Annotated in this window: 23 protein-coding genes; 9 read left to right on the top strand and 14 right to left on the bottom strand. The window is 50.7% G+C overall.

The annotated features are described in order from the left end of the window. Positions 1–129: 129 nt before the first annotated feature. Entirely contained in the window at positions 130–1,512 is a 1,383-nt protein-coding gene (locus EOE65_RS02440) for an aminotransferase family protein (RefSeq protein ID WP_127692697.1), read from the bottom strand. A gap of 294 nt (positions 1,513–1,806) precedes the next feature. Here EOE65_RS02440 and thiS point away from each other — a divergent pair, with 294 nt between their 5' ends. Then, positions 1,807–2,010 (top strand): sulfur carrier protein ThiS, encoded by a 204-nt coding sequence (gene thiS / locus EOE65_RS02435; protein ID WP_206052589.1) that lies wholly within the window; start codon positions 1,807–1,809, stop codon positions 2,008–2,010. Positions 2,011–2,012: 2 nt separating this feature from the next. Then, a complete protein-coding gene (locus EOE65_RS02430; RefSeq protein WP_127692696.1) occupies positions 2,013–2,795 on the top strand; it encodes a thiazole synthase in 783 nt (260 codons plus the stop codon). A 43-nt stretch (positions 2,796–2,838) separates the two neighbouring features. On the opposite strand, the gene EOE65_RS02425 is transcribed toward EOE65_RS02430, so the two are convergent. Beyond that, positions 2,839–3,129 (bottom strand): antibiotic biosynthesis monooxygenase family protein, encoded by a 291-nt coding sequence (locus EOE65_RS02425; protein WP_127692695.1) that lies wholly within the window; start codon positions 3,127–3,129, stop codon positions 2,839–2,841. A gap of 146 nt (positions 3,130–3,275) precedes the next feature. Continuing rightward, a complete protein-coding gene (locus EOE65_RS02420; protein ID WP_127692694.1) occupies positions 3,276–4,904 on the bottom strand; it encodes a BCCT family transporter in 1,629 nt (542 codons plus the stop codon). 461 nt (positions 4,905–5,365) lie between these two features. Between EOE65_RS02420 and EOE65_RS02415 the strand changes: the two genes are divergently transcribed. From EOE65_RS02415 to EOE65_RS02405, 3 genes are all read left to right on the top strand, one after another. Continuing rightward, positions 5,366–6,490, top strand: coding sequence for an aromatic ring-hydroxylating oxygenase subunit alpha (locus EOE65_RS02415; protein WP_164846993.1), 1,125 nt, complete (start codon positions 5,366–5,368; stop codon positions 6,488–6,490). Positions 6,491–6,560: 70 nt separating this feature from the next. Then, positions 6,561–8,009 (top strand): NAD-dependent succinate-semialdehyde dehydrogenase, encoded by a 1,449-nt coding sequence (locus tag EOE65_RS02410; protein ID WP_127692693.1) that lies wholly within the window; start codon positions 6,561–6,563, stop codon positions 8,007–8,009. A gap of 23 nt (positions 8,010–8,032) precedes the next feature. After that, complete coding sequence (locus EOE65_RS02405; protein WP_127692692.1) at positions 8,033–8,983, top strand: PDR/VanB family oxidoreductase; 951 nt, start codon at positions 8,033–8,035, stop codon at positions 8,981–8,983. On the opposite strand, the gene EOE65_RS02400 is transcribed toward EOE65_RS02405, so the two are convergent. After that, entirely contained in the window at positions 8,984–9,871 is an 888-nt protein-coding gene (locus tag EOE65_RS02400) for a helix-turn-helix domain-containing protein (RefSeq protein WP_127692691.1), read from the bottom strand. It lies immediately after the preceding gene. A gap of 13 nt (positions 9,872–9,884) precedes the next feature. After that, positions 9,885–10,796, bottom strand: coding sequence for a LysR substrate-binding domain-containing protein (locus EOE65_RS02395; protein WP_127692690.1), 912 nt, complete (start codon positions 10,794–10,796; stop codon positions 9,885–9,887). Between the two features lie 99 nt (positions 10,797–10,895). Between EOE65_RS02395 and EOE65_RS02390 the strand changes: the two genes are divergently transcribed. After that, a complete protein-coding gene (locus tag EOE65_RS02390; protein WP_127692689.1) occupies positions 10,896–11,963 on the top strand; it encodes a tartrate dehydrogenase in 1,068 nt (355 codons plus the stop codon). Between the two features lie 44 nt (positions 11,964–12,007). On the opposite strand, the gene kdsB is transcribed toward EOE65_RS02390, so the two are convergent. Genes kdsB through EOE65_RS02360 form a run of 6 tightly spaced genes read right to left on the bottom strand, consistent with a single transcriptional unit; the run spans position 12,008 to position 17,314 of the window. After that, positions 12,008–12,766, bottom strand: a complete 759-nt coding sequence (gene kdsB / locus EOE65_RS02385) for a 3-deoxy-manno-octulosonate cytidylyltransferase (protein WP_127692688.1) — start codon at positions 12,764–12,766, stop codon at positions 12,008–12,010. Between the two features lies 1 nt (position 12,767). Next, positions 12,768–12,965 carry a Trm112 family protein gene (locus EOE65_RS02380; RefSeq protein ID WP_127692687.1) on the bottom strand — a complete coding sequence of 66 codons (198 nt, stop codon included), beginning with the start codon at positions 12,963–12,965 and terminating at the stop codon, positions 12,768–12,770. Beyond that, positions 12,958–13,959 carry a tetraacyldisaccharide 4'-kinase gene (gene lpxK / locus EOE65_RS02375; RefSeq protein ID WP_127692686.1) on the bottom strand — a complete coding sequence of 334 codons (1,002 nt, stop codon included), beginning with the start codon at positions 13,957–13,959 and terminating at the stop codon, positions 12,958–12,960. The genes EOE65_RS02380 and lpxK overlap by 8 nt, the downstream gene beginning before the upstream one ends. A 3-nt stretch (positions 13,960–13,962) precedes the next feature. After that, positions 13,963–14,385 carry an ExbD/TolR family protein gene (locus tag EOE65_RS02370; protein WP_127692685.1) on the bottom strand — a complete coding sequence of 141 codons (423 nt, stop codon included), beginning with the start codon at positions 14,383–14,385 and terminating at the stop codon, positions 13,963–13,965. Between the two features lie 12 nt (positions 14,386–14,397). Then, positions 14,398–15,021, bottom strand: a complete 624-nt coding sequence (locus EOE65_RS02365; protein ID WP_127692684.1) for a MotA/TolQ/ExbB proton channel family protein — start codon at positions 15,019–15,021, stop codon at positions 14,398–14,400. Positions 15,022–15,079: 58 nt separating this feature from the next. Then, positions 15,080–17,314: a DNA internalization-related competence protein ComEC/Rec2 gene (locus tag EOE65_RS02360; protein WP_127692683.1), complete on the bottom strand. Its 2,235-nt coding sequence runs from the start codon at positions 17,312–17,314 to the stop codon at positions 15,080–15,082. A gap of 73 nt (positions 17,315–17,387) precedes the next feature. Between EOE65_RS02360 and EOE65_RS02355 the strand changes: the two genes are divergently transcribed. Then, a complete protein-coding gene (locus EOE65_RS02355) occupies positions 17,388–17,891 on the top strand; it encodes a DUF2062 domain-containing protein (RefSeq protein WP_127692682.1) in 504 nt (167 codons plus the stop codon). Between the two features lie 2 nt (positions 17,892–17,893). On the opposite strand, the gene lolD is transcribed toward EOE65_RS02355, so the two are convergent. Then, positions 17,894–18,580, bottom strand: a complete 687-nt coding sequence (lolD, locus tag EOE65_RS02350; RefSeq protein ID WP_127692681.1) for a lipoprotein-releasing ABC transporter ATP-binding protein LolD — start codon at positions 18,578–18,580, stop codon at positions 17,894–17,896. Then, positions 18,573–19,817 carry a lipoprotein-releasing ABC transporter permease subunit gene (locus EOE65_RS02345; RefSeq protein ID WP_127692680.1) on the bottom strand — a complete coding sequence of 415 codons (1,245 nt, stop codon included), beginning with the start codon at positions 19,815–19,817 and terminating at the stop codon, positions 18,573–18,575. Before EOE65_RS02345 ends, lolD begins: the two co-directional genes overlap by 8 nt. A 228-nt stretch (positions 19,818–20,045) precedes the next feature. Between EOE65_RS02345 and EOE65_RS02340 the strand changes: the two genes are divergently transcribed. Together EOE65_RS02340 and EOE65_RS02335 are read left to right on the top strand one after the other, a co-directional pair. Continuing rightward, a complete protein-coding gene (locus tag EOE65_RS02340) occupies positions 20,046–20,879 on the top strand; it encodes a DNA replication terminus site-binding protein (RefSeq protein ID WP_127692679.1) in 834 nt (277 codons plus the stop codon). Between the two features lie 32 nt (positions 20,880–20,911). Then, complete coding sequence (locus EOE65_RS02335; RefSeq protein WP_127692678.1) at positions 20,912–21,190, top strand: hypothetical protein; 279 nt, start codon at positions 20,912–20,914, stop codon at positions 21,188–21,190. 56 nt (positions 21,191–21,246) lie between these two features. On the opposite strand, the gene sthA is transcribed toward EOE65_RS02335, so the two are convergent. Then, on the bottom strand, positions 21,247–22,647 hold the full coding sequence (gene sthA, locus EOE65_RS02330; protein WP_127692677.1) for a Si-specific NAD(P)(+) transhydrogenase: 1,401 nt from the start codon (positions 22,645–22,647) through the stop codon (positions 21,247–21,249). Between the last annotated feature and the right edge of the window lie 14 nt (positions 22,648–22,661).

Below are 22,661 nucleotides of genomic sequence, written 5' to 3'. Positions count from 1 at the left end.
TGTCGCACTGCTCTTCTGTTTGGCGCTCAGGATACAATGTAGCAGCAAATGCAAAAAGCCCGCCAACATCACCAAGTTGGCAAATGTGGACGGGCTTTTTTTCTATGGCAGATGAAAGCCTAGTGGGTGTTAAGCCAGCTCAGCCAGCGCAGCATCAATCGCATCAACAATGCGGTCGATATCAGCTTGAGTTGCGATCAAAGCTGGGCTTAAGCAAATGGTGTTATTAAACTCTTCGAAAGAGCGGTTTGTGCGCCCAATAATCACGCCATTCTGCATACAATGTGCCGCAATCGCCATAGGTAGAGACTCGTCAACAGGCTCTTTAGTTTCACGATCTTTAACAAGCTCGAAGCCGGCGAAAAGGCCTTTGCCGCGCACATCACCGATAATATCGTACTTCTCTTGCAACTGATTGAGGCGGCCGCGCAGGTACTCACCTTGAATCTTAACGTTATCGAGTAGATTCTCGCGTTCGATGATCTCCATGTTGACCAAGGCCGCTGCAGGCCCTGCGGTACAGCCACCAAAGGTGGAAATATCGCGGAAATAACCCATACGCGCGTCATCGTCCTCTTTGAAAGCGCTGAACACCTCTTCGGTTGTAACCGTGCAAGAGATCGCAGCGTAACCCGACGCAACACCCTTCGCCATCGTGACAATATCAGGCTTAACGCCGTAGTGCTGGTAGCCAAACCACTCACCAGTACGTCCCAGACCGCACACCACTTCATCAATGTGTAGCAAGATGTCGTACTTTTTGCAGATCTCTTGCACGCGATCCCAGTAACCACGAGGTGGTTCAATCACGCCGCCACCCGCCGTGATGGGCTCTAAGCACAACGCACCAACAGTTTCTGGCCCTTCCGCTAGGATCACTTTTTCAATTTGGTCGGCAGCCCAAACACCATAGTTTTCGAGATCTGCATCGCTCTGCGGGCGGTATTCGCAGCAATGTGGCACTTCAACAAAGCCTGGAGTGAATGGGCCGTATTGGTTCTTACGCTCAAACTGCCCTGTCGCACTGAGTGCTGTGATCGTTGTACCGTGATAGTCGCGCTCGCGGAACAAAACTTTATATTTCTTACCGCCATACTTTTTCTGCGCAATTTGGCGCACAATTTTAAATGCTTTCTCGTTCGCTTCTGAGCCCGAGTTGGAGTAGTAAACGCGGCTCATGCCCGGCATTTTGCTCACCAGTTTCTCAGCAAACAGCGCTGCGGGTACGTTGCCTGCTGTTTGAGCAAAGTAGTTCATAGTGACCAACTGCTCACGTACTGCATCTGCAATTTCAGTGCGGCCGTAGCCTACGTTAACCGTCCAAACTGCGCCTGATACCGCATCTAGGTACTCATTGCCTTTTGCGTCCCAAACACGCATACCTTCGCCTTTCACGATCACCATCGGATCTGCGTTTTCAAATGGCTTGTGCTGGGTGATGTGATGCCAAACGTGGTCTCGATCGTTTCCAACTACTTCTTTTGCGTCAAATTCGTGGGCGTTATAAGTCATATCGCACTCCCCTGAGATTTAGATTTATTTTTTTACAGAGGCTGGAGTCTTCCCGGCATCCGTTACAACAGACCAGAGGTTTTGCACCATAAAGGGGCGCTCGATACTGGTCTTGTGATACCGAATAAGCTAACGAGACGCACCACTTAGCCGTTAGAACCAGTTTTATTTGCAATATGATGCCAGCGCTGGACTCACTTCCCGCCAGCATCTGGATCTTCGTCATATCCGCGTTTTTATCGACCATGACGCTAGCCCTATTCCGGCAATAATAAAAATGAGGAGGTCAGTGATATGATCCGTCTTACCGTAAATGGCGAACCTGTAAGGGTTCAGCAAGCCAACAATGTGGCTGAGCTTCTCAGCACACTGAACCTTCACGAAAAGCGCGTCGCCGTGGAGATCAATAGCGAAATCATCCCCCGCAGCGAACACCCGACAACGCGCGTCCGTGAAGGTGATCGCGTTGAAATTGTGCGTGCCATCGGAGGGGGCTAACCATGTCTAGTGATCGACTAAACGTTGGTACTTATAACTTCCAATCACGCTTGATGGTGGGTACGGGCAAATACCGCGACCTTGACGAAACGCGCTTAGCAATTGAAGCCAGCGGTGCGGAAATTGTCACGGTTGCGCTACGCCGCACCAATATTGGGCAGAACCCAAACGAGCCGAGCTTGTTGGATGTGATCTCCCCAGAGCGATACTGTATTCTGCCCAACACGGCGTTCTGCTATACCGCAGACGAGGCGGTGCGTACGTGTCGACTCGCGCGTGAGTTGCTAGACGGGCATGACTTAGTCAAACTTGAGGTGCTGGGTGACGATAAAACCCTCTATCCCAACGTAACAGAGACTCTTGCCGCAGCAGAAACGCTGATAAAAGACGGCTTTCAAGTGATGGTTTATACCAGTGATGACCCTTTGATCGCGAAGCGTTTAGAGGAGATGGGCTGCGTTGCCGTTATGCCGCTCGGCGCGCCTATCGGCTCTGGACTCGGCATCCGCAACCCTCATAATATCGCCTTAATCCTTGAAAACGCTAAGGTTCCAATCATCGTTGATGCAGGGGTCGGCACCCCTTCTGATGCCACTGTCGCGATGGAGCTTGGCTGTGATGGCGTTCTTATGAACAGTGCGATTGCCCATGCAGACCAACCTGTTTTGATGGCAGAAGCGATGAAACTCGCTGTGGAAGCGGGACGTGCTGGCTACCTCGCTGGTCGTATGCCGGCAGCCACCTATGGACGGGCATCATCACCGCGTAGCGGGCTGATCGACTGATCCCAACCTATGCGGCGCTCTGAAAAGGCGCCGCGCATCCACACTAAGACGATTGATAACGTCTTGCCACCTCAACCACTTCAACTTGATAGTGTTCATACCAGCGTTGCGCCCCTATCTTTTGTGCCTCGGCATGGAGCGGATCGTCGCGCCAACGCTTGATATCCTCAAGGCTAGACCAGTAGGAGATGGCAATCTCATTGTCGCCCTCTGTCAGCGCGGTGAAATCGAGGCAATGATAGGACTCAAAAGCGAGCGCTCTGAGCTTGGCGGCCATCTCACCATACTCGTCATCAAGATGGCGCAACTTGGCACGAAAAATAACAGCGTACATTTGAAGGGGCTCCTAGCCAGCAAACGGATGACTTCCATTATAAGCCAGCTAGCAGCATGATAGGTACCGAGGAAAAACGATACCTCTGCCGCCGACAAGTGGGCAGAGGTACCTAAAAAGGGCGGCACTATGCGCCCGGGGCGAGACTACGCTGGCTTGTCCACCGCGACATCAGATGCTTCATTTGGCAAGTGAGTCACTTGGATAGCCTTGTTTTCTTTTTCACACATGGCTAGTGCTTTGGGCGCTAGGTCTTGACCGAAATCTTGGTGAGCCCAACGCAACATCGAAGCGGCCATAATGATCAAGACAGGAATCATCGGTAGCGCGACAAGAATGGTAGACGTTTGCACAGCCTTCAGTCCGCCAACCGACAGCAGGCCTACCCCGACAAACGCTAGCAAGATCGTCCACATGATGCGGTTCCAACGCTCAGGTTCTTGATAACCTGTTATCTCCTTCGTACAGATCGCAGCAAGCATGTAAGCAGAAGAGTCAACGGTCGTTGCTAAGAACACAAAGCACAACAGTGTGAACACTGGGATAATAATACTCGCCGCTGGCAAGCTCTGGAGCACAGCAACGACTGTCGCTGGAATACCGCCTTCATTGAGCACGGCTTGTAGATCAACGCGCCCGGAGACATCGGTATCGATCGCATAGCCGCCCCAGATTGCGAAGAACGCCCAGCAGCCGATACTGCCCCAAACAACCCCATTGATAATCAGCTCTTTGATGGTACGGCCACGGGAGATACGTGCTACAAACAGACCCATCATCGGTGCGTAAGCGATCCACCATGCCCAGTAGAAGATCGTCCAACCTTCTGGGAAACCACCTTTATCTACCGGATCTGTCCAGAAGTTGATTCGGAAGAAGTTATCCATAAACAGACCAAAGCTGTTTGACCACAGGTTCAGTAGGAACACGGTAGAGCCTGCGAAAAGAACGAAAACCAACAAGATAAACGCCAGCATCGCATTGATGTTCGAGAGCGTCTGAATACCTTTGTTCAAACCGTTGTATACGCTCCACGCGATCATCAGTGTCCACGCCGCTAAGATCGCCATCTGGAGTAGGAACGAATCCTCTAACCCAAACATTGCTTGGAACAGCTCGGAAACCAGTGGCACAGAAAGGCCCAACGAAGTACCCACACCGCCAACAATAGAGAAGATCACGATGATATCGATCACTTTACCCACAGGGCCATCAACGAGGTCACCCAAGATGCCTCGGCATGCTTCACTCAAACGCAGTACGTGCACCTTGCGAACATACAACGCGTAACCGATAGGTAGCGCTGGCATCAAATATAGCGCCCAAGGTACAACACCCCAGTGGAACATTGGATACATCGCAGCCCATTCAGCAGCTGCCGGTGTATTCGGCTCTATACCCAATGGCGGGCCAGATAGGAAGTACAGTGGCTCAACGAATGCCCAGTTACAGATAGAGATACCGATACCTGCGCAAAACAGCATCGTAATCCAAGAGAATTTCTTGAATTCAGGCTGATCTTCAGGACCACCCAGCTTGATCTTTCCTAATGGTCCGAATGCGAGCCACACCATGAAGAAAAAACTGCCAATCCCAGTTAGCAAATAGAGCCAACCGAAGTTGCCAGTGAACCAGCTAAGCAGTCCGCTCACGACTGCCTTTCCGGCGACAGGGTTTAGCGCCAGTGGGATGCTCGCCGCCAATATTGCGAGTACCGCAGGCCACAGGATGGCGGGGTCTACCGCCATTTTCTTGTCTTCTTTAACCACACTCATTTGGATTACCTGTTTTTATATTTAAAAGTGGTTTGCTCTCAACACTGCTCGGCAGTTGGGCGTGAAAGCGGGTTGTGCAACACAGGCACAGCTACACCAGATGCCTCCTGCATCGCGTGGGCCGTTTTAATTGTTAAAGATCCCTCAAAGCTCAGCTGTTTAGCGAAAAGCCAACCTTTTGGTTAACAAATCACAAAAAACCAAGCACATATAAACCTGCGGTTTACAAAGATATTCTTCTCTATTGATCTCTGTCAACAAAAAATATCAACATATTTCAGCTACATACCCTAAAAATCCCGGAATTATGGGGCTGGTGCGCACGGCTACTCGCATATATAGCCATGTAAACAATGCTAAACATCAGTTTACTTTTTACTTGACCTCAGTCAAAGAGGTGCCTATCATCACGCAACAGTAAACCAAGAGTTTACATAATAAAAATATCTGTGGAGCCAATCATGACTGTTGAGCAAATTATCCGTATTGAAGACCACCAAGACATCGACAACGCATGGACTATTCCGGCGCGCTACTATACATCCGAAGAAGCCTACGAATTCGAAAAAGAGAAGATCTTTGCAAACTCTTGGGTATGCGTCGCTCACAGTAGCGAAGTGGCGGATAAGAACGCCTACATCACGCGTGAAATCATTGGTGAAAGCCTAATCATCGTGCGTGGCCGCGATAAGGTATTACGCGGGTTCTACAATGTTTGCCCACACCGTGGACACCAGCTAATGAGCGGCACCAGCGGCAAGGCAAAAAACGTTATTACTTGCCCTTACCACGCTTGGGCGTTCAAACTGGATGGCGAGCTTGCTCACGCAACAAACTGCGAAAACGTAAACAACTTCGAGCATGAGGCGCTAGGCTTAACACCGTTCCATGTCACAGAGCATGCTGGCTTCATCTACATCAACCTCACCGAAGGCGAGCCTCAACCGATTGAAGAGCAACTGCCAGGTCTTGCCGAGCATATGAACAGCCGTATGCCAAACATCAAAGACCTGAAGCTAGCGGCACGTTTCGTTAGCCATACACCGGCCAACTGGAAAGCGATCGTGGATAACTATATCGAGTGCTACCACTGCCCTACGAACCACGTTAGTTTCGCAAGCTCAGTCAACGTTGATGTCTACGAGCACGTTTTGAATGAAAATTGGACGGTTCAAATTGGCGAAGCCAAACCGTCAGATAGCTCATTCCAATTTGACGACTCTCTCGAGAATCCAAACTTCACAGGCTACTGGATCTGGCCTTGCACTATGTTCAACATGCCTCCTGGCGGCGACTTCATGACGGTGATCTACGAGTTCCCAGTCAGCGCGGGTGAAACCTTGCAGCACTACGAGATCTACTTCCTCAACGAAGAGCTGACGCAATACCAAAAAGATCTCGTGGAATGGTACCGTGACGTCTTCCGCCCAGAAGATTTACGTCTTGTCGAGAGCGTTCAGCGTGGTCTGCAATCGCGCGGTTACCGTGGCCAAGGCCGCATCATGACAGACCGTCAACGCAGCGGTATTAGCGAACACGGTGTTGCGCATTTCCACCACACACTTGCAAAGTGCCACGCGGGCTAATTACGCTGCGCGGATCATCAACTTAGGTTTGGGCAACACTGCCCAAACCCTATTTAGAGGTCATAATAAAATGGATCAATTGAAATCCCCCTCCCTCTTTCGTCAGTCTTGCTATATAAACGGCCAATGGGTCTCTGCCGAGGAGACCATCAATGTTGCCAATCCGGCAAATCAAGCCGTGTTAGGACAGATTCCGGCACTGCCGACAGATGCAGTTAATTTAGCCGTCGAACACGCTCACGATGCGATGGATGCATGGCGCGCACAAACCGGTAAGCAGCGTGCTGCCATACTGCGCCGCTGGTTTAACTTAATTGAAGAAAATGCCGATGATCTAGCGCTAATCATGACCCTAGAGCAAGGCAAGCCGCTACATGAAGCCAAAGGCGAGATCCTATATGCAGCGTCTTTCATCGAGTGGTTTGCTGAAGAAGGTAAGCGTATTTACGGTGATACTATCCCGCAAACGGTAGCAAGCACGCGGATCACAACGCTTAAACAGCCAATCGGTGTATGTAGTGCGATCACACCATGGAACTTCCCTGCGGCCATGATCACACGAAAAGCGGCACCGGCACTAGCAGCAGGCTGCACCATTGTGGTCAAACCTGCCACTGAAACGCCATTCACAGCACTCGCGCTGGCTGAGCTTGCCGATCAAGCGGGTATTCCTGCCGGTGTATTTAACGTGGTAACGGGTGATTCCCGTGCCATTGGTGGAGTACTAACCTCCCACCCGCTCATCAGCAAATTCTCATTCACAGGTTCCACACCCGTGGGACGTTTACTTGCCGAGCAGTGCGCTTCCACCATCAAGAAAACCTCGCTTGAGCTGGGCGGTAACGCACCTTTCATCGTCTTTGATGATGCTGATGTCGACAAGGCAGTTGCTAGCGGTATCGCAGCAAAGTTTCGTAACGGTGGCCAAACATGCGTATGCGTAAACCGCTTCTATATTCACAGCGATGTTTACGATGAGTTCTTAACAAAGTTCACTGCCAAAGTCGCGCAACTTAACGTTGGTAATGGTGCAGAAGCGGGCACCGATATTGGCCCGATGATCACATCAAAAGCGGTTCAGGATATGCAAGCGCTAGTCGATGACGCACTCGAGCGCGGCGCCAAGCAGATCCCCCTTGGTAACGAGATTGAGGAACACGGCAACTTCTTCAATCCCAAGGTGTTGGTTGACGTTGATCACTCGATGCGTATCGCAAACGAGGAGATCTTTGGCCCCGTAGCGACGCTGATCCGGTTCGATAGCGAAGAGGAAGTGCTCAAGATGGCTAACGACACGATCTACGGCTTGGCATCTTACTTCTTCTCGAACGATATTCGTCGCGTGACACGGGTTGCGGAACGTATTGAGAGCGGCATGGTGGGTATCAACACGGGCATCATCTCCAACGAGGTTGCACCCTTTGGTGGCGTCAAGCAATCAGGCCTTGGGAGAGAAGGCTCTAAATACGGTATCGAAGACTACCTAGAACTGAAGTATCTCTGTCTCGACGTAGACTGAGCGCAATAAAGAGGACACCTGCAATGTCACACAAAAAAGTGGCCGTCGAAGTTAGTCGCATCGAGCAACTTACCCCGACCATCAAGTTGTTTGAGTTCACGCCCATTGGCGCTGAGCCACTACCTCCGTTTAGTGCAGGTAGTCATATTACAGTGGATATGAGCGACGAGCTTAGCCGTTCATATTCACTGATCAATGCGCCCATGTCGCCTAAGACTTACGAGATCGCTGTGCTTCTTGATGTGCAGTCGAAAGGTGGCTCCGCTTATATGCATAGTGGGATCACCGTGGGAACACAGCTAACCGTCTCAGAGGCAGCTAACTTTTTCCCGCTAGCACAAGAGCAGGACAGCAAGCATATCCTGATCGCAGGCGGCATCGGTATCACACCATTCATGTCTTACCTCTATGAGTTGGAGTTGCTTGGTGCCGATTTCGAGCTGCATTACTGTTTTCGTGATGCAGCCAATGCAGCCTTCATTGATGAACTAAAAGCACGAATTGGCGATAAGCTCTTTACATACGAACAGTCGGCTGACCAACGTTTGGATGTTGCGGGCCTGATTGCTAAAAACGCTGGCAATAGCCACGTCTATGTGTGCGGCCCACAGCCATTGATCGATGATGTGGTTGCCAACGGCAATAATGTTCTGGGTGAAGAACGTACTCACTACGAGCTGTTTGGCGAAGCACAGAGTAGCGGCGGTGCTTTCGAAGTGCACTTCCAACGCTCCGGCTTTAGTTTGGACGTTGGCGAAAACATGTCGATACTGCAAGCGATTGAGGCGGACAGCCGCATCAAAGTCGAGTGCCTATGCCGCAATGGCGTCTGCGGCACTTGCGAGACAACCATCTTAGAAGGTGAAGCGGACCACCGTGATAGCTATCTCGATGACGAGGAGCAGGAGGCGCAAGAGACGATGATGGTTTGCGTATCTCGCGCCAAAGGCAAGCGTATTGTGCTTGATCTGTAGTTAATCGATTTCGAGCATAAGATAGGACTTTCCATCGTCATGCATATGGCGATGGATCGTCATCTCAATCCCTTCAAACGACAGCATCGCAGGCTGCTGCGCGGTTTCACCAAACAGATCGGGATACTGCATCACCGCTTTGTAGATCAGTGACTGTAGCTCTAAAAACGAGAACGTTTGGTGGCTATCTGCTAAGTTAGTCTCGATGATCTCTCCGGCTTGATCCGTGAATAGCACCAGCGAAGACATCCGCGACAACAGCAGCTTTAAGAAACCACGATCACGCTTGAGTGCTAATTCAGCGAGCTTACGCTCCGTATTGTCGATGCTAATACCCACAAGGCGAGTAATCTTTCCGTTCTCACCTTTTACGCCAGCAGCACGCGAGGTAATCCAGCGGCGTTGCCCACCCACTTGCAGCGCAAAGTCCATTTCATGAGCACCTCCCTCTTGAATGATCTTCTGGTATCCGGCGTTAAGCTTCTCTCTAGCTTGCTCGCCCATCAGTTGCCAATAGTCTTGGTTACTGTCGATGCGAATTCCGTATACGCGCTCAACATTATCGGAGTAAACCACACGATCAGTCAGTAGATCCCACTCCCAAAAAACGATCTCTGCCGAATCTTGAAGGTGCACTTCATTTATGCCTTCATGACTTGCTGAAAATACAGGAGTGTTACTCTCTTGCTGGCCATACTTTAGCCAGATCATATCCACGTCGAGAAACTCAGCCAGCCGCTCCAGATTGGTATCATCAATCATACCGCCCTTGGTCCACTTATTGACGGCTGTGCGCGATAACCCCAATTCGCTAGCAACACGTGTTTGGCTAATTTTTTTCTTTTTAATCAGTTTAAGCAGGCGATCACTAAAGCCTGTATCTTGCATATATCCTCCCTGGTTAGGAACGTTGACACGGTAGACGCTGCTGCAGGAACGTCGCTAAGCTCTCGATAATCAGCTTGAGTCCAGTATTGGCTCTCGCTTCATTGGCATACACCGCAAAAATATCAGCCGGCTGCGACCACTCTGGCATTACCTGCACCAGCTCACCCTGCTGGAGCTCCTCAAACACATTCCAAATAGAACGAAGCATGACCCCTTCACCACTGAGGCACCACTCTTTTGCAACGTAACCATGGTTAACAACGAGTTTACCGCTGGGCTCTACGGCAACTACCTCATCACCGCGGTGAAGCTCCCAAACCACACGGCTATGCTGGCGTTCACGAATCGCAATGCAGGTATGGGCAGCCTCAAGCTCTTTAGGTGACTGCGGCAAACCGTGCGAAGAGATATAACTCGGGGCCGCGCACAAAACTCGTGTGTTTACGCCAATCCGCCGCGCGATATGGTTATCCGGCAAAGGGCCACCGATGGCGATATCGAGATCGATGCCTTCAGTAACGATATCTATGGCCCGATCGATCAAGACCAGATCAATACTCAGATTGGGGTATTGTTCCCGCAGCGCTAGTACAAACTGGTTGAGATAAGTCATGCCGAATCCGCTGCTACAACTGATTCGATATCTACCCTCGGGTGCCACTTCATTCACCGCACCTTGCATAGCGAGCGCAGTATCGAGCAGCGCTTCGGCATGAACGACTGCAGCTCTCCCCTCTCGCGTTAGGCTTACAGCACGCGCTGCACGATGAAAAAGATGGCAGTCTAGCTGCTCTTCGAGCACCTTAATCCGCTTTGAGATATAAGCTGGGGACACTTCCAGTAGATCCGCCGCTTTTTTAAAGCTCAGTTGACGAGCACACACCGTAAACACACGTATGTCCTCAAGAGCAGGCAATCGATTCACGATTCGTAAACTCTGAGATTACACTTAGAGTCTCCATCATAACAGACGGATAATTAAACTAAAGCACATCACATAGTGGCATCGACAAAAGGATCAAAAATGCGCGAGTTCAATATTGCTGTGATACCGGGTGACGGTATTGGCAAAGAGGTTATCCCTGAGGGAATTAAAGCACTTGAAGCAGCCACCGCTGCCTTTGGTATCCAGCTAACCTTCACATGGTTCGACTGGTCTTGCGAAACCTATCACCAGACCGGCAAGATGATGCCAGACAATGGCTTGGAAATTCTCAAAACCTTCGATGCGATCTACTTAGGGGCAGTAGGTTTCCCCGGCGTTCCAGACCACATCTCGCTATGGGGACTACTCTTACCGATACGTCGCGAGTTTGATCAGTACGTTAATTTACGCCCCGTACGCTTATTCGAAGGTCTTGCATCGCCACTGGCCAATAAAGCGCCTGGAGATATCGACTTCTATGTTGTGCGCGAAAATGTTGAGGGAGAGTATTCCAATATTGGCGGCGTACAGTACCCGGGAAGCGACAATGAAGTTGTGGTTCAGCAGAGTGTTTTCACTCGTAAGGGGACTGACCGTATCATCAAGTACGCATTCGAGCTTGCCCAACAGCGTGATAAGCATTTGAGCTCCGCTACAAAATCGAATGGTTTGTATCACTCAATGCCTTACTGGGATAGCCGCGTGGAAGCCATCTCTGCCGACTACCCTGAGGTAAATGTTGATCATTTTCATATTGATATCTTTTGTGCCAACCTCGTACGTATGCCAGAGTTCTACGATGTCATTGTTGGCTCAAATCTGTTTGGGGATATCCTCTCTGACCTTGGGCCCGCGTGCACCGGAACCATCGCAATCGCGCCCTCGGCCAACATCAACCCAGATAAAACGTTCCCATCTATGTTCGAGCCGGTGCACGGTTCCGCGCCCGACATTGCAGGGCAAAATATCGCAAACCCAATCGGTACCGTTTGGGCTGGCGCAATGATGCTGCAACATCTCGGTTGCGATGATGTGCACGATGTAATGATGGCAGCCATCGAGGAAGTGATTCAGCGCCAAGAGTCTCTCACCAGAGACATGGGTGGCATAGCCTCTACGCAAGAGCTAGGTGACGCCATCGTAGCGGCCATCGGAAATCATCGCTAAGCCCAGGCAGATATCAAAAAAAACGCCCGATAACGGGCGTTTTTCTATTTTTTCAGCAGCGCTCGTAAACGCTCTAAATCCTCCGGAGTGTCCACTCCCGGCGGCGGCAATTCATCAGCCACAGCAACATGAATACGCTGACCGTTCCACATAGCGCGCAATTGCTCTAGTGACTCGGTGGTCTCAATGGGAGCGGGCTGCCAACGCACAAACTCGTTTAGCATTTTCACACGATATGCATAGATTCCGATGTGACGCTGCCAGTTAAAGCCATCCGGCATTTCGGTCTTAGACTGGGCAAACGCATCACGCGGCCACGGGATCGGCGCGCGACTAAAATAGAGCGCCATACCGCGCGCATCCGCGACGACTTTCACCACATTCGGATTCAACAGCGTATCAATATCTTCGATCGGCTCTGACAGCGTTGCTATCGATGCCTCGGGTTCAGCTTTCAAGTTGTGGGCAACTTGGTTAATAACCCGTGGCGGGATCAGTGGCTCATCGCCCTGCACATTCACTACAATATCATCAGCATAGTAGCCAAGCTTCGCGACCACCTCCTGAAGGCGGTCCGTACCAGAGGGGTGACCCTCTCGAGTCATGCACACTTCAGCGCCAAAACTATCGGCAACGTCTGCAATACGCTGATCATCGGTCGCGACAATCACCCTTTCCGCTTCGCTTTGGCACGCGCGATTATAAACGTGCTGAATCATAGGTTGACCGTTAATATCCGCGAGCGGCTTACCCGGAAAACGCGTGGACGCGAAACGTGCAGGAATAATGACACTGAAGCCCATATTAGCTTTCCTTATCTTCTTTTAAGCGCTCTTCCGTCGTTAAAGTACGCGCTTCAGACTCCAACATAACAGGGATATCATCACGAATGGGGTATGCCAGACCACTGGTGCGGCAAATCAACTCATTTGTCTGTGCATTATATTCCACTGGTGCTTTAGACACCGGGCAAGCCAGTATATCTAATAGCTTTTTATCCATGGTTTGCTCTCTCGCTTATCTTCTGTGTTAGCCGTTTAAGCAGATGCGCTTCAAAGCCGTTATCAAACTGCGCATCCACTGGCAAATAGTAGGTCGACTCGGGTAGTTTAAGCGCCCGACACTTGACCGCATCTTTTTCTGTCATGATAACAGGAAGTCCATCATTAAACGCTATATCTTCATCGCGGTAAGGGTGATGATCAGGGAAGCTATGGCGGATAACTTTCAACCCAAGCGCCTCAAGAGCCAAAAAAAAGCGCTCTGGATTACCGATCCCGGCAACGCCATGTACCGACTTTCCCGCCCACTCAGCAACACTAACAGGTAACAGCTCTGCTTGGAGCGGAGCGAGCTTTGAAGCCACGAGCACCATACGGGCAGCCTCAGGATAGTTAAAAGCTCCCTGTCCATTAATGATGATAAAGTCACACTCCGCTAACCGCTGTGCAGGCTCACGCAGTGGGCCAACGGGCAGACAGTGCTGATTACCAAGCCCGCGCTGGCTATCGACAACAGCAATCTCAATATCACGCTGCAACGCGTAATGCTGGAGTCCATCATCACTGATGATCACATCGCACTGAGCTGACTCTAACAGTGCGCGGCACGCAGCGGGACGATCAGGGTCGATAATAAGGGGAACATCGGTGCGCTGGACAATCATAGTAGGCTCATCGCCCCCGACTTGTGCTGTGCAATCGGCTGTGACCCGATAGGGGACATACGGAGGTTTCGCACCATAACCCCGGCTGACAACGCCAGGGTTATAACCGGCTTGGCGCAGCATTGTAATCAGCGCAACCACAACAGGGGTTTTGCCAGTACCGCCCACCGAAATGTTACCCACAACGATCACTGGAACAGGCGCTTGCCAAGCCTTAGCCTGCTTCTTAGCGCGCTGACGCTTGGCCAGCGTAACAAAGAGGTACTCAAGCGGAAGTAACACCCGCGGCCAGCATGCTCCGCTGTACCACGCGCGCTCTAAAACCCGCATCGCTTACTCGCTCGCTTGTGTCGTGGTGATACTGAGCTTTTCAAAACCAAGCTGGCCAGAAATATCCATTGCAGTCACCACTGACTGGTGAGGCGTTTTAGCATCCGCAGTAATAACAAGCGGTGGTAACTCACCCTCGGTGGTAATGAACTCTTTAATCGCCAGTCGTAGGGTCTCTGCTTGCGTATTCACTAACGGCTTTTCATTGACGCTGTAGTTACCATCGGCGCTAATGACCACCTCGATCGTCTGCGGCTCGACTTCTGTAGAGGGCTCTTCCGAGGATTCAGGCAGGTCTATCTCAAGATGGCTCTCTTTAGTAAAGGTGGTCGAAACCATAAAGAAGATCAGTAGCAAAAACACCACATCAATTAGGGGAGTGAGGTTAACACTAACCTCTTCGCGGCGCTGTCTTTGGAACTTCACAGGCGCTCTCCGCTACTTGCCATTATCAACTTCGCGCTCACCATGCACAGCTTCCACCAGCTTAACGGCTTGCTGCTCCATCTCAACCACAAGAGAGTCAACACGGCGAGAAAAGTGGCGGTGAAAAATCAGCGTTGGTATCGCGACAGCTAACCCGGAAGCGGTGGTAATCAACGCCTCTGAGATACCACCCGCTAAAACCGAAGCGTTACCGGTACCTTGGATCATGATTTCAGTAAAAACTTTAATCATCCCTATGACGGTTCCGAGCAAGCCAAGCAGCGGTGTAATCGCAGCAATCGTACCTAGGGCTGTTAGAAAGCGCTCCATTTCATGGATAACTTGAGTGGCGGCTTCTTGGATACTCTCTTTCATAACCTCGCGGCCATGGCGAGCGTTAGCAAGCCCTGCAGCGATAATGCGGCCGAGTGGGCTACCATCTTTGACTTCACGCAGCTTCTCAGGCGTCATGGCACCGCTCTTCAACAGCGTCCAAACTTCTTTGGTAAGGTGGGGCGGAGTAATATTCTTAGCCCGTAACTCCCATAGGCGCTCCATGCATATCGCTAACGACAAAACCGAACAGCCGATAATTGGAAACATCAGCCAGCCACCAGAGACAATCAACTCAAACACGTTCTAACCTCCCTTCAAGATGCGTAACTTTAGCACAGCAAGTGGAATAGTGAAGGAATTAGAATGAGATAGACCAATAACGTGGCCAGCTCTCACGCCAACTGCTGGCAAGACACCCATCAACACCGTTATCACGCAGAGTAATCATGCCGTGGTGATCCGTTCGCCATACCTGAATCTCACGCTGTGTCACTCGCTGCATCACCGATGGATGTGGATGATGATAGGGGTTCATATATCCCGCACTGACGATCGCTGCCACGGGCTTGAGCTGATCTAGTAACGCATTGCTCGTGGAGGTTTTACTGCCATGATGCCCGAGGAGCAACCAATCGGAGGGATAGAGCTCGTTTATCAATGAACGCTCGACCGCTTGACCCGCATCCCCGGTCAATAATAGCGAGCAGGTGTCACTGCGCACTTCCAAAATACAAGACCGATCATTGTTATTATCTAGCGAAGCACTAGACACCAGATAGCGAAACTGCACCCCATTCCATTGCCATGGTTGAACATGATGGCAAGACACAGCCGCCACACCAATATCGCCTGGCATACCACTCTCGATTTTCGCGACAGAGATACTATCGAGAACATGCTGCGCGCCACCGGCATGATCATTATCCGCATGACTAATAACCAACTTATCAAGTGATTGCGTGCCACCGGCTTGTAGCCCGGGTAATACCGCGCGCAAGAAGGCCGAACTGCCACTCTTGTAACTACGTCCGGTGTCATACAATAAAGCATGGTCTGATGTTGTGATGAGAACTGATGTGCCCTGCCCCACATCGAAGACCTTTGCTGTGAAGCGCTCAACGGGAGCAGGTTTGCTTGGCTGCAGTGCTAAAAACCAGAAGATCACACCGATAAACCGCGTCTGCGAGGCAAGCGGGAGCAGCAATAAGGCGGACCCAAACAGCGCTAATGCCACATCGAATTTAGACAGGTAAATCCCTTCAAACTGCAGTTTTTCGCCCTGTATTGCAGCCCAGTGAAGCGCTTGCCAAAACAATCCCAGCCCACTCGCTACAAAATCCAGAGGCGATGGAAAATCGGCAATTAGCGCTAAAAAGGTACTTAGAAAGAGAGCAGGGAGAAGCAGCATCATAAAAGGAATGGCCGCTAAGTTAACAATAGGGCTCAGTAACGTAAGAGCCCCAAATAGGTGCAGTAGAAACGGAGTGATCACAAGAAAAATAGCGACTTGACTTCTCCATGCCATCGCAAGCCATCGAGAACGACTTTCGTAACGCTGCTCGGATAGATAGATCAATATTGCGACAGCGGAAAACGATAGCCAAAAACCTGCTTCCCAAAAGGCTAACGGCTGTATCGAGAGCACCACCGCCATAGATGCCCAAAAACGCCGCCAAAGTGTCGAGCCCCAACTTAACAGCCATCCTCCTAGAAAAACGGCTGCCATTGCCCATGCCCTTATCGTTGGAATGCTGAAGCCTGCCAAAGCGACATAAAGGCCACTAACCAAAAGCGCTGTAACAGCCGGCAGTTTATAAAAGCGCCGCACCCCCAGCACAATAAGCAGACTCTGCACTGCTCGGCCCAACCACCACCCGACTGCAACACAGATCCCGATATGCAAACCACTCACGACAACGAGATGCACGGTGCCAGTTGCTCGCATCACTTGCCAAGTGGCCTCATTGAAATACTGTTTATCGCCAATGAGTAGGGCTATAACCGTTGCCGAGACCTGTGAAGCCTCTCCATAGCGCTGCTGCAGCAAACCGGTGATCGCTTGACGAATCCAGACCAAAGGCGCTGCTTGTTGTTCTATGACCGAATCGACATTGCGTAGATAGCCGACGCCATCAATACCGTTGACTAGCGCCCACCGCTCGAAATCAAACCCACCCGGATTTGCAAAGCCATGCGGCGGCTTGATGGACACTTCCCCTGCTATGATGTCGTTTTGAGTAATCGACCTATCTGGCTGATACCAGCTCAGCATCAATTTGCGGCTCGCTAAGCTAGGCGTGCTATGTGACCGCAAGACCTCTAGGTTAAAGCGAACCACACCGGCTTTATTCACCACAGGTGAAGACACCTTCCCCATCACGTGATGCTTACCCGCCTCTAACTCTGTAATACGGCTATCCAGCTGCGTATTTCCAAACCACACAGCAACCGCAATCCCCAGCAATAGCGGCAGGAGTTTAGGATAGTAGTTCCAGATAAGGTATGAGGCAGGCAGAAGTAAAAGAAGCGTCGCGGTCGGTACCAGAGTCGGCATTAACCCAACCAGAAAAATCCCTACAATATATGCGATCATCCTTGATCCTATGTTGGCTATCTAACTGGCGGTGTGCATAATACCCCTATTAATTTTTCCAAAGTATGGAATCATGCCCCGCAAGCTTATAAAAAAGTACCTGCCGGATGAGTCTTCTCTCCGTGAAAACAAGCATCTCAGCTGGTTAGGTTCTAGTCTGCACGACCCTAGCCTTTGGCATTTGACACGCAAGTCAGTTTCGCGCGCTTTTTTGGTGGGCATCTTTTGTGCGTTTCTACCCGTACCTTTCCAAATGATTATTGCTGCAGTCTTGGCACTGGTGATAAGGAGCAATATTCCGATCTCAGTCGGACTCGTGTGGCTAACAAATCCCCTAACAATGCCACCTATCTTTTACTTTACCTATTTGGTGGGCTCATATCTCCTGAATACCCCCCCCATGAATATCGACTTTGATTTGGAGAAGTTGCACCACATACTTGAGCAGATCTGGTGGCCACTTCTGACAGGTTCCGTGTTTTGTGGCGTCGTGTTTGGCGTTATCAGCTACTTTGTCACCAGCTATTTTTGGGTCTGGCATGTGCGGCGCACTTGGTCGCGCCGACGCCTGAAATAGCGTTATTGCGGCGAAAATAGCCCGCCATCTCGCAACTCTAATGTCTTATCCATCGTTTTAGCTAACTCTAAGTCATGCGTCACAATGATGAACGAGATGCCTCTCTCAGCATTCAGCTGTTTAATCAACGCTTGTATATCTTGAGCGGTATGGCGATCAAGGTTTCCTGTGGGCTCATCCATCAACACACAAGCAGGCTGTGTAACTAGTGCTCGTGCTATGGCCACACGCTGGCGCTCTCCGCCGCTAAGCTGTGCAGGCTTATGTTTTACCCGCTCGCTTAACCCAACGGCATTCAGGATTTCGCGCGCAGCGCCTTCTACATCAGTTAAGCCTGTCTGGCGCAGCAGCAAGGGCATGGCAACATTCTCAAGCGCTGTGAATTCAGGTAGCAGATGATGGAACTGATAAACGAATCCTAGCTGCCGATTACGAATACGGGCTCGCTCATGCTCATTCGTTGTGTAGAGGTCTTCGCCACCTACCGTAACGCGTCCTGTAGTGGGGGCTTCTAAACCACCCAAGATATTCAGAAAGGTACTCTTTCCCGCTCCTGAGCTACCGATAATAGCGATGCGCTGCCCTTTTTCGACCGAGAACTCGATATTCGCCAGAACTTCCAGTGAAGTACCGGCGTCATGATAGGTTTTACCCACCGCCGAACACGTTAAAACCGGTGAATTACTCATAACGTAGCGCCTCCGCAGGTTGAGTCTTTGAGGCTCGCCACGCAGGATAGAGCGTTGCCACGAAACTAATGATTAACGCCGCCGATGCGATCATACCCACATCCGGCCAGTTGAGCTGAGACGGCAGATAGTTGATGAAGTACACATCAGCCGACAGAAACTCGATGCCCAAAAGCTGTTCGACCCATGCAACTAAGTCACTCACGGTCAGTGCAAGCACCACACCCAATAGCGTACCGAGCAATGTGCCGATAAGACCTATCAAAATACCTTGCACCATAAAAATGCGCATAATCAAACCGGGTGTCGCGCCCAATGTGCGCAGAATAGCAATATCAGATTTCTTATCGGTCACCACCATCACCAACGTAGAAACGATATTAAAAGCGGCCACGAAGACGATCAAAAATAGCAGTAAGCCGATCATCTTCTTCTCCATCTGAATCGCTTGGAATAGGTTCCCATGGGTTCGAGTCCAGTCGGAGATCAGGTAGTAGCCATCAAGGTTTTGTGCAATCTCGCGCACCGCGTGGGGCGCATCGAATAGATTCTCAAAGGAGACGCGAATCCCCTCAACGCCCGCGGGAATTCTTTTCAAACGCGCCGCATCTTTGATGTTGATATAACCAATCGAAGCGTCGAGCTCAGCACCAACGGAGAAAAGCCCAACCACCGTAAAACGCTTTAAACGCGGGTTCACGCCCGCCACACTCACTGATGCTTCGGGCAAAACTAGGGTGACTTTATCTCCGACCTGTACGCCTAAAAAGCGAGCTAACAGATCCCCCATCACGATGCCAAAACGCTGCTCCCCTAGTGCCTCCCAGCTACCTACCACCATATTCTCGGCAACGATGGAGATGTTGGCCTCTGCTTGCGGGTCTACCCCCTGAACGAGCACACCACGCACCTGCCCCGCGTGCGTCAGCATCCCCTGTGCATGAATAAACGGCGCCGTACCGATGACTCGGCCATCTTGTTTGACGCGCTCAGAAGCGGTCTGCCAATCCTCTATCGGCTCGTTGTAGCCGGTAATGGTTGCATGAGGCACCATGCCGAGTATGCGGCCACGCAGTTCACGATCAAAACCATTCATCACTGAAAGCACCACGATTAAGGCGGCTACACCTAGCATCAAACCCAGTGTTGATACGAGAGAGATAAATGAGATGAAGTTGTTGCTTCGCTTGGCAGCGGTATAGCGTAAACCAACGAATAAAGAAAATGGTTTGAACATAATGTGAGGGCTTAAGTAGGCACCTGAGGTTCGCTCTATCAATTACCCCGAAACAACCTCGGAATTTCTCGGGCAACGTAAGTGGATCGCAGCTTAATGACAACCAGTATAACGTCTGCTGAACCAAACAGAAAACAACTCTGTAGAGATTAGCTTACCCATGGATTGAGTATTAAAAAGCGAAATGGTTCAATGAAGTCAATAGGATAGCGATCTTGGGCAAACTTCATGTATAGCGATGTTATTGAGTCTTGCGAGCGCATGACGAGCGACCTACAGCGCTTCGCAAGCGCATTTAACACTGAAAAACCTGTCACCAAACTGCTTTGGGAGCCCGTCGCACCTCCTAAAATCGCACTCACCGCCTATACCAACCTATGGCACGAGGCGCACGGCGATGGCAGAGCAACGGAGCGCCTATATGGTGTCGTTGGGTGCTCACCGGACTTACTAGCACTAGCAAAGCAGGTAAACATGTCCAAGACCTTGTTTCAGCAATCCGTCAAAGCCACACGAGAGCAACAACGCGCCGAAGTGCTCGGCCACTTGAGCGCCATCGAGAATCCCATTCGCACGGCGCTCAACTACAACGGGCTGGGACGCCTGCATTTAAAACAGTGCTATCGCTTGCTCCCTATTCTCGATGAGCGACCAGACTCCATTCGCTTTAGTTGGTACACGAGCGGGCGCAGCATCAAAAAGATCACCGCAACCCAATGCTTGGAGCTGCTGTGCCGCTTTGATCAGAGCCAACCACACATCCAACGGCAACTTGATCTGCTTAAAGCGCTCAGCGACAGTGACGACCTGGCACAAGTGCAGGAACAAAAGCCATTAGTGAGGGCAAACTTCGCATGGCGAGTGTCAGAAAACACGTGGCGCCGATCAGCACGCAATTGCCCTCTGCCTATTTTATTACCGCTAGACCACGGCCAGGCGCTCCCAGAGCTGAAAGAGCCAACGCCTGAACCACCCGAGAGAAGCCGCTCGGTCCGCTCTGACCGAATCATCGAGGATACTGCATTCCTGCCAAGTATACGCGTGCACCGCTATATCGGTTAGACTCTCTCCAGCACATACCTTGGAGAAACAACATGAAACATCAAAAACTCCTACACCATGTCGCCACGGGTGCAGGTTTCGCTTTTCTAATTGGCTGGTTTTACGTAGGCAAACTACTCGGCTTTTTAGACTGGTGCATAACGCTCGCACCCGCCGAGTATGAGGGCGCAGCTCTGATGGTAGGTATCTGTGCACTAATGGCACCGGGATTCTTTATTTGGAATGCATATACCCGTCTTATCGAACGCAAACTCGATATCAAAGGGCAGTATTACGAAGACGCATACTACAACTCAGACGAGAAGAAGTAGCTAGAGCGTAGAAGAGAGGCCGCTGTATTGATAACCAACGGCCTTATAATCCAGTGTTACAGATTAGAGATACGGTTTAATCCTGCAATAGCAGCAACACGATAAGCTTCAGCCATTGTCGGGTAGTTAAACGTTGTGTTCACAAAATACTCGATCGTATTTGCGCTACCCTCTTGGCGCATAATCGCCTGTCCAATGTGCACAATCTCAGATGCTTGGTCACCAAAGCAGTGGATGCCCAGAATCTGCAGAGTTTCACGATGGAACAGCAGCTTCAACATACCCACTGGCTGGCCAGAAATTTGCGCACGCGCCGTATCTTTGAAGAACGCCTGTCCTACTTCATAGGGCACACATTCCCGCGTTAGCTCCTCTTCCGTCTTACCGATAGAGCTAATCTCAGGGATCGTATAGATGCCTGTTGGTACCTCATTGATATAACGGAATGTAGGCGATTTCACTAAATCCGCTGCAGCGGAGCGGCCTTGATCGAGTGCCGCTGACGCCAAACTTGGCCATCCAATCACGTCACCTACCGCGTAGATATGGTCAACTTCGGTCTTGTACGTTTGATCGACTGCCAACTGGCCCCGTCCGTTTGGCGTAAGACCAGAGGCCTCAATATTCAAGTTATCCGTGTTACCGGTACGGCCATTACACCAAAGGAAAGCATCCGCGCGAATGCGCTTACCAGACTTCAGGTTCAGTACTACGCCGTGATCATCGCCCACGACACTTTCGTACTCTTCGTTGTGGCGAATCTTAACAGCGGTATTACGCAGGTGATAGCTCAATGCATCTGAGATTTCACCATCAAGGAAAGAGAGCAAACGGCTTTGCGTATCGATAAGATCAACTTTCACGCCAAGACCACTGAAGATCGAGCAGTACTCACTACCGATAACACCCGCCCCGTAAATAATGAGTGTTCGCGGGGTATGGTTAAGCTTCAGAATCGTATCTGAGTTGTAGATGCGAGGGTGAGAGAAATCGATATCAGCCGGACAGTATGGTCGGGAACCTGTTGCGACTACAATGTTTTCCGCACGCAGAACTTCCTCACCATTTGATGTACCTGATACCACAATCGTTTTCGGGTCCTGGAACTTTGCATTGCCGAAGTAAACATCAACGCGGTTGCGTGCATAGAAGTTCGTACGCAGCATCACCTGATTCGACATCACCTTTTCAGCACGTTTTAGTACTTTAGGGAAAGAGAACCAGCGCGGCTCGCCGATATCTCGGAACATCGGGTTCGTATTGAACTCAATAATCTGCTTGACCGAATGCCTCAGCGCCTTAGAGGGGATCGTGCCTTTATGAGTACAGTTACCGCCAACGGTATCTTGCTCTTCCACAACGGCGACTCGTTTCCCATGCTTCACCGCATTCATAGCGGCACCTTCTCCAGCTGGTCCAGAGCCTATTACAACGACATCATAGTCATAAACAGCCATTCATTTCCCCTTAT

Source organism: Neptunomonas marina, from assembly GCF_004005935.1.
GTDB lineage: Bacteria > Pseudomonadota > Gammaproteobacteria > Pseudomonadales > Balneatricaceae > Neptunomonas > Neptunomonas marina.
This window is presented reverse-complemented; position numbering and strand designations above follow the sequence as displayed.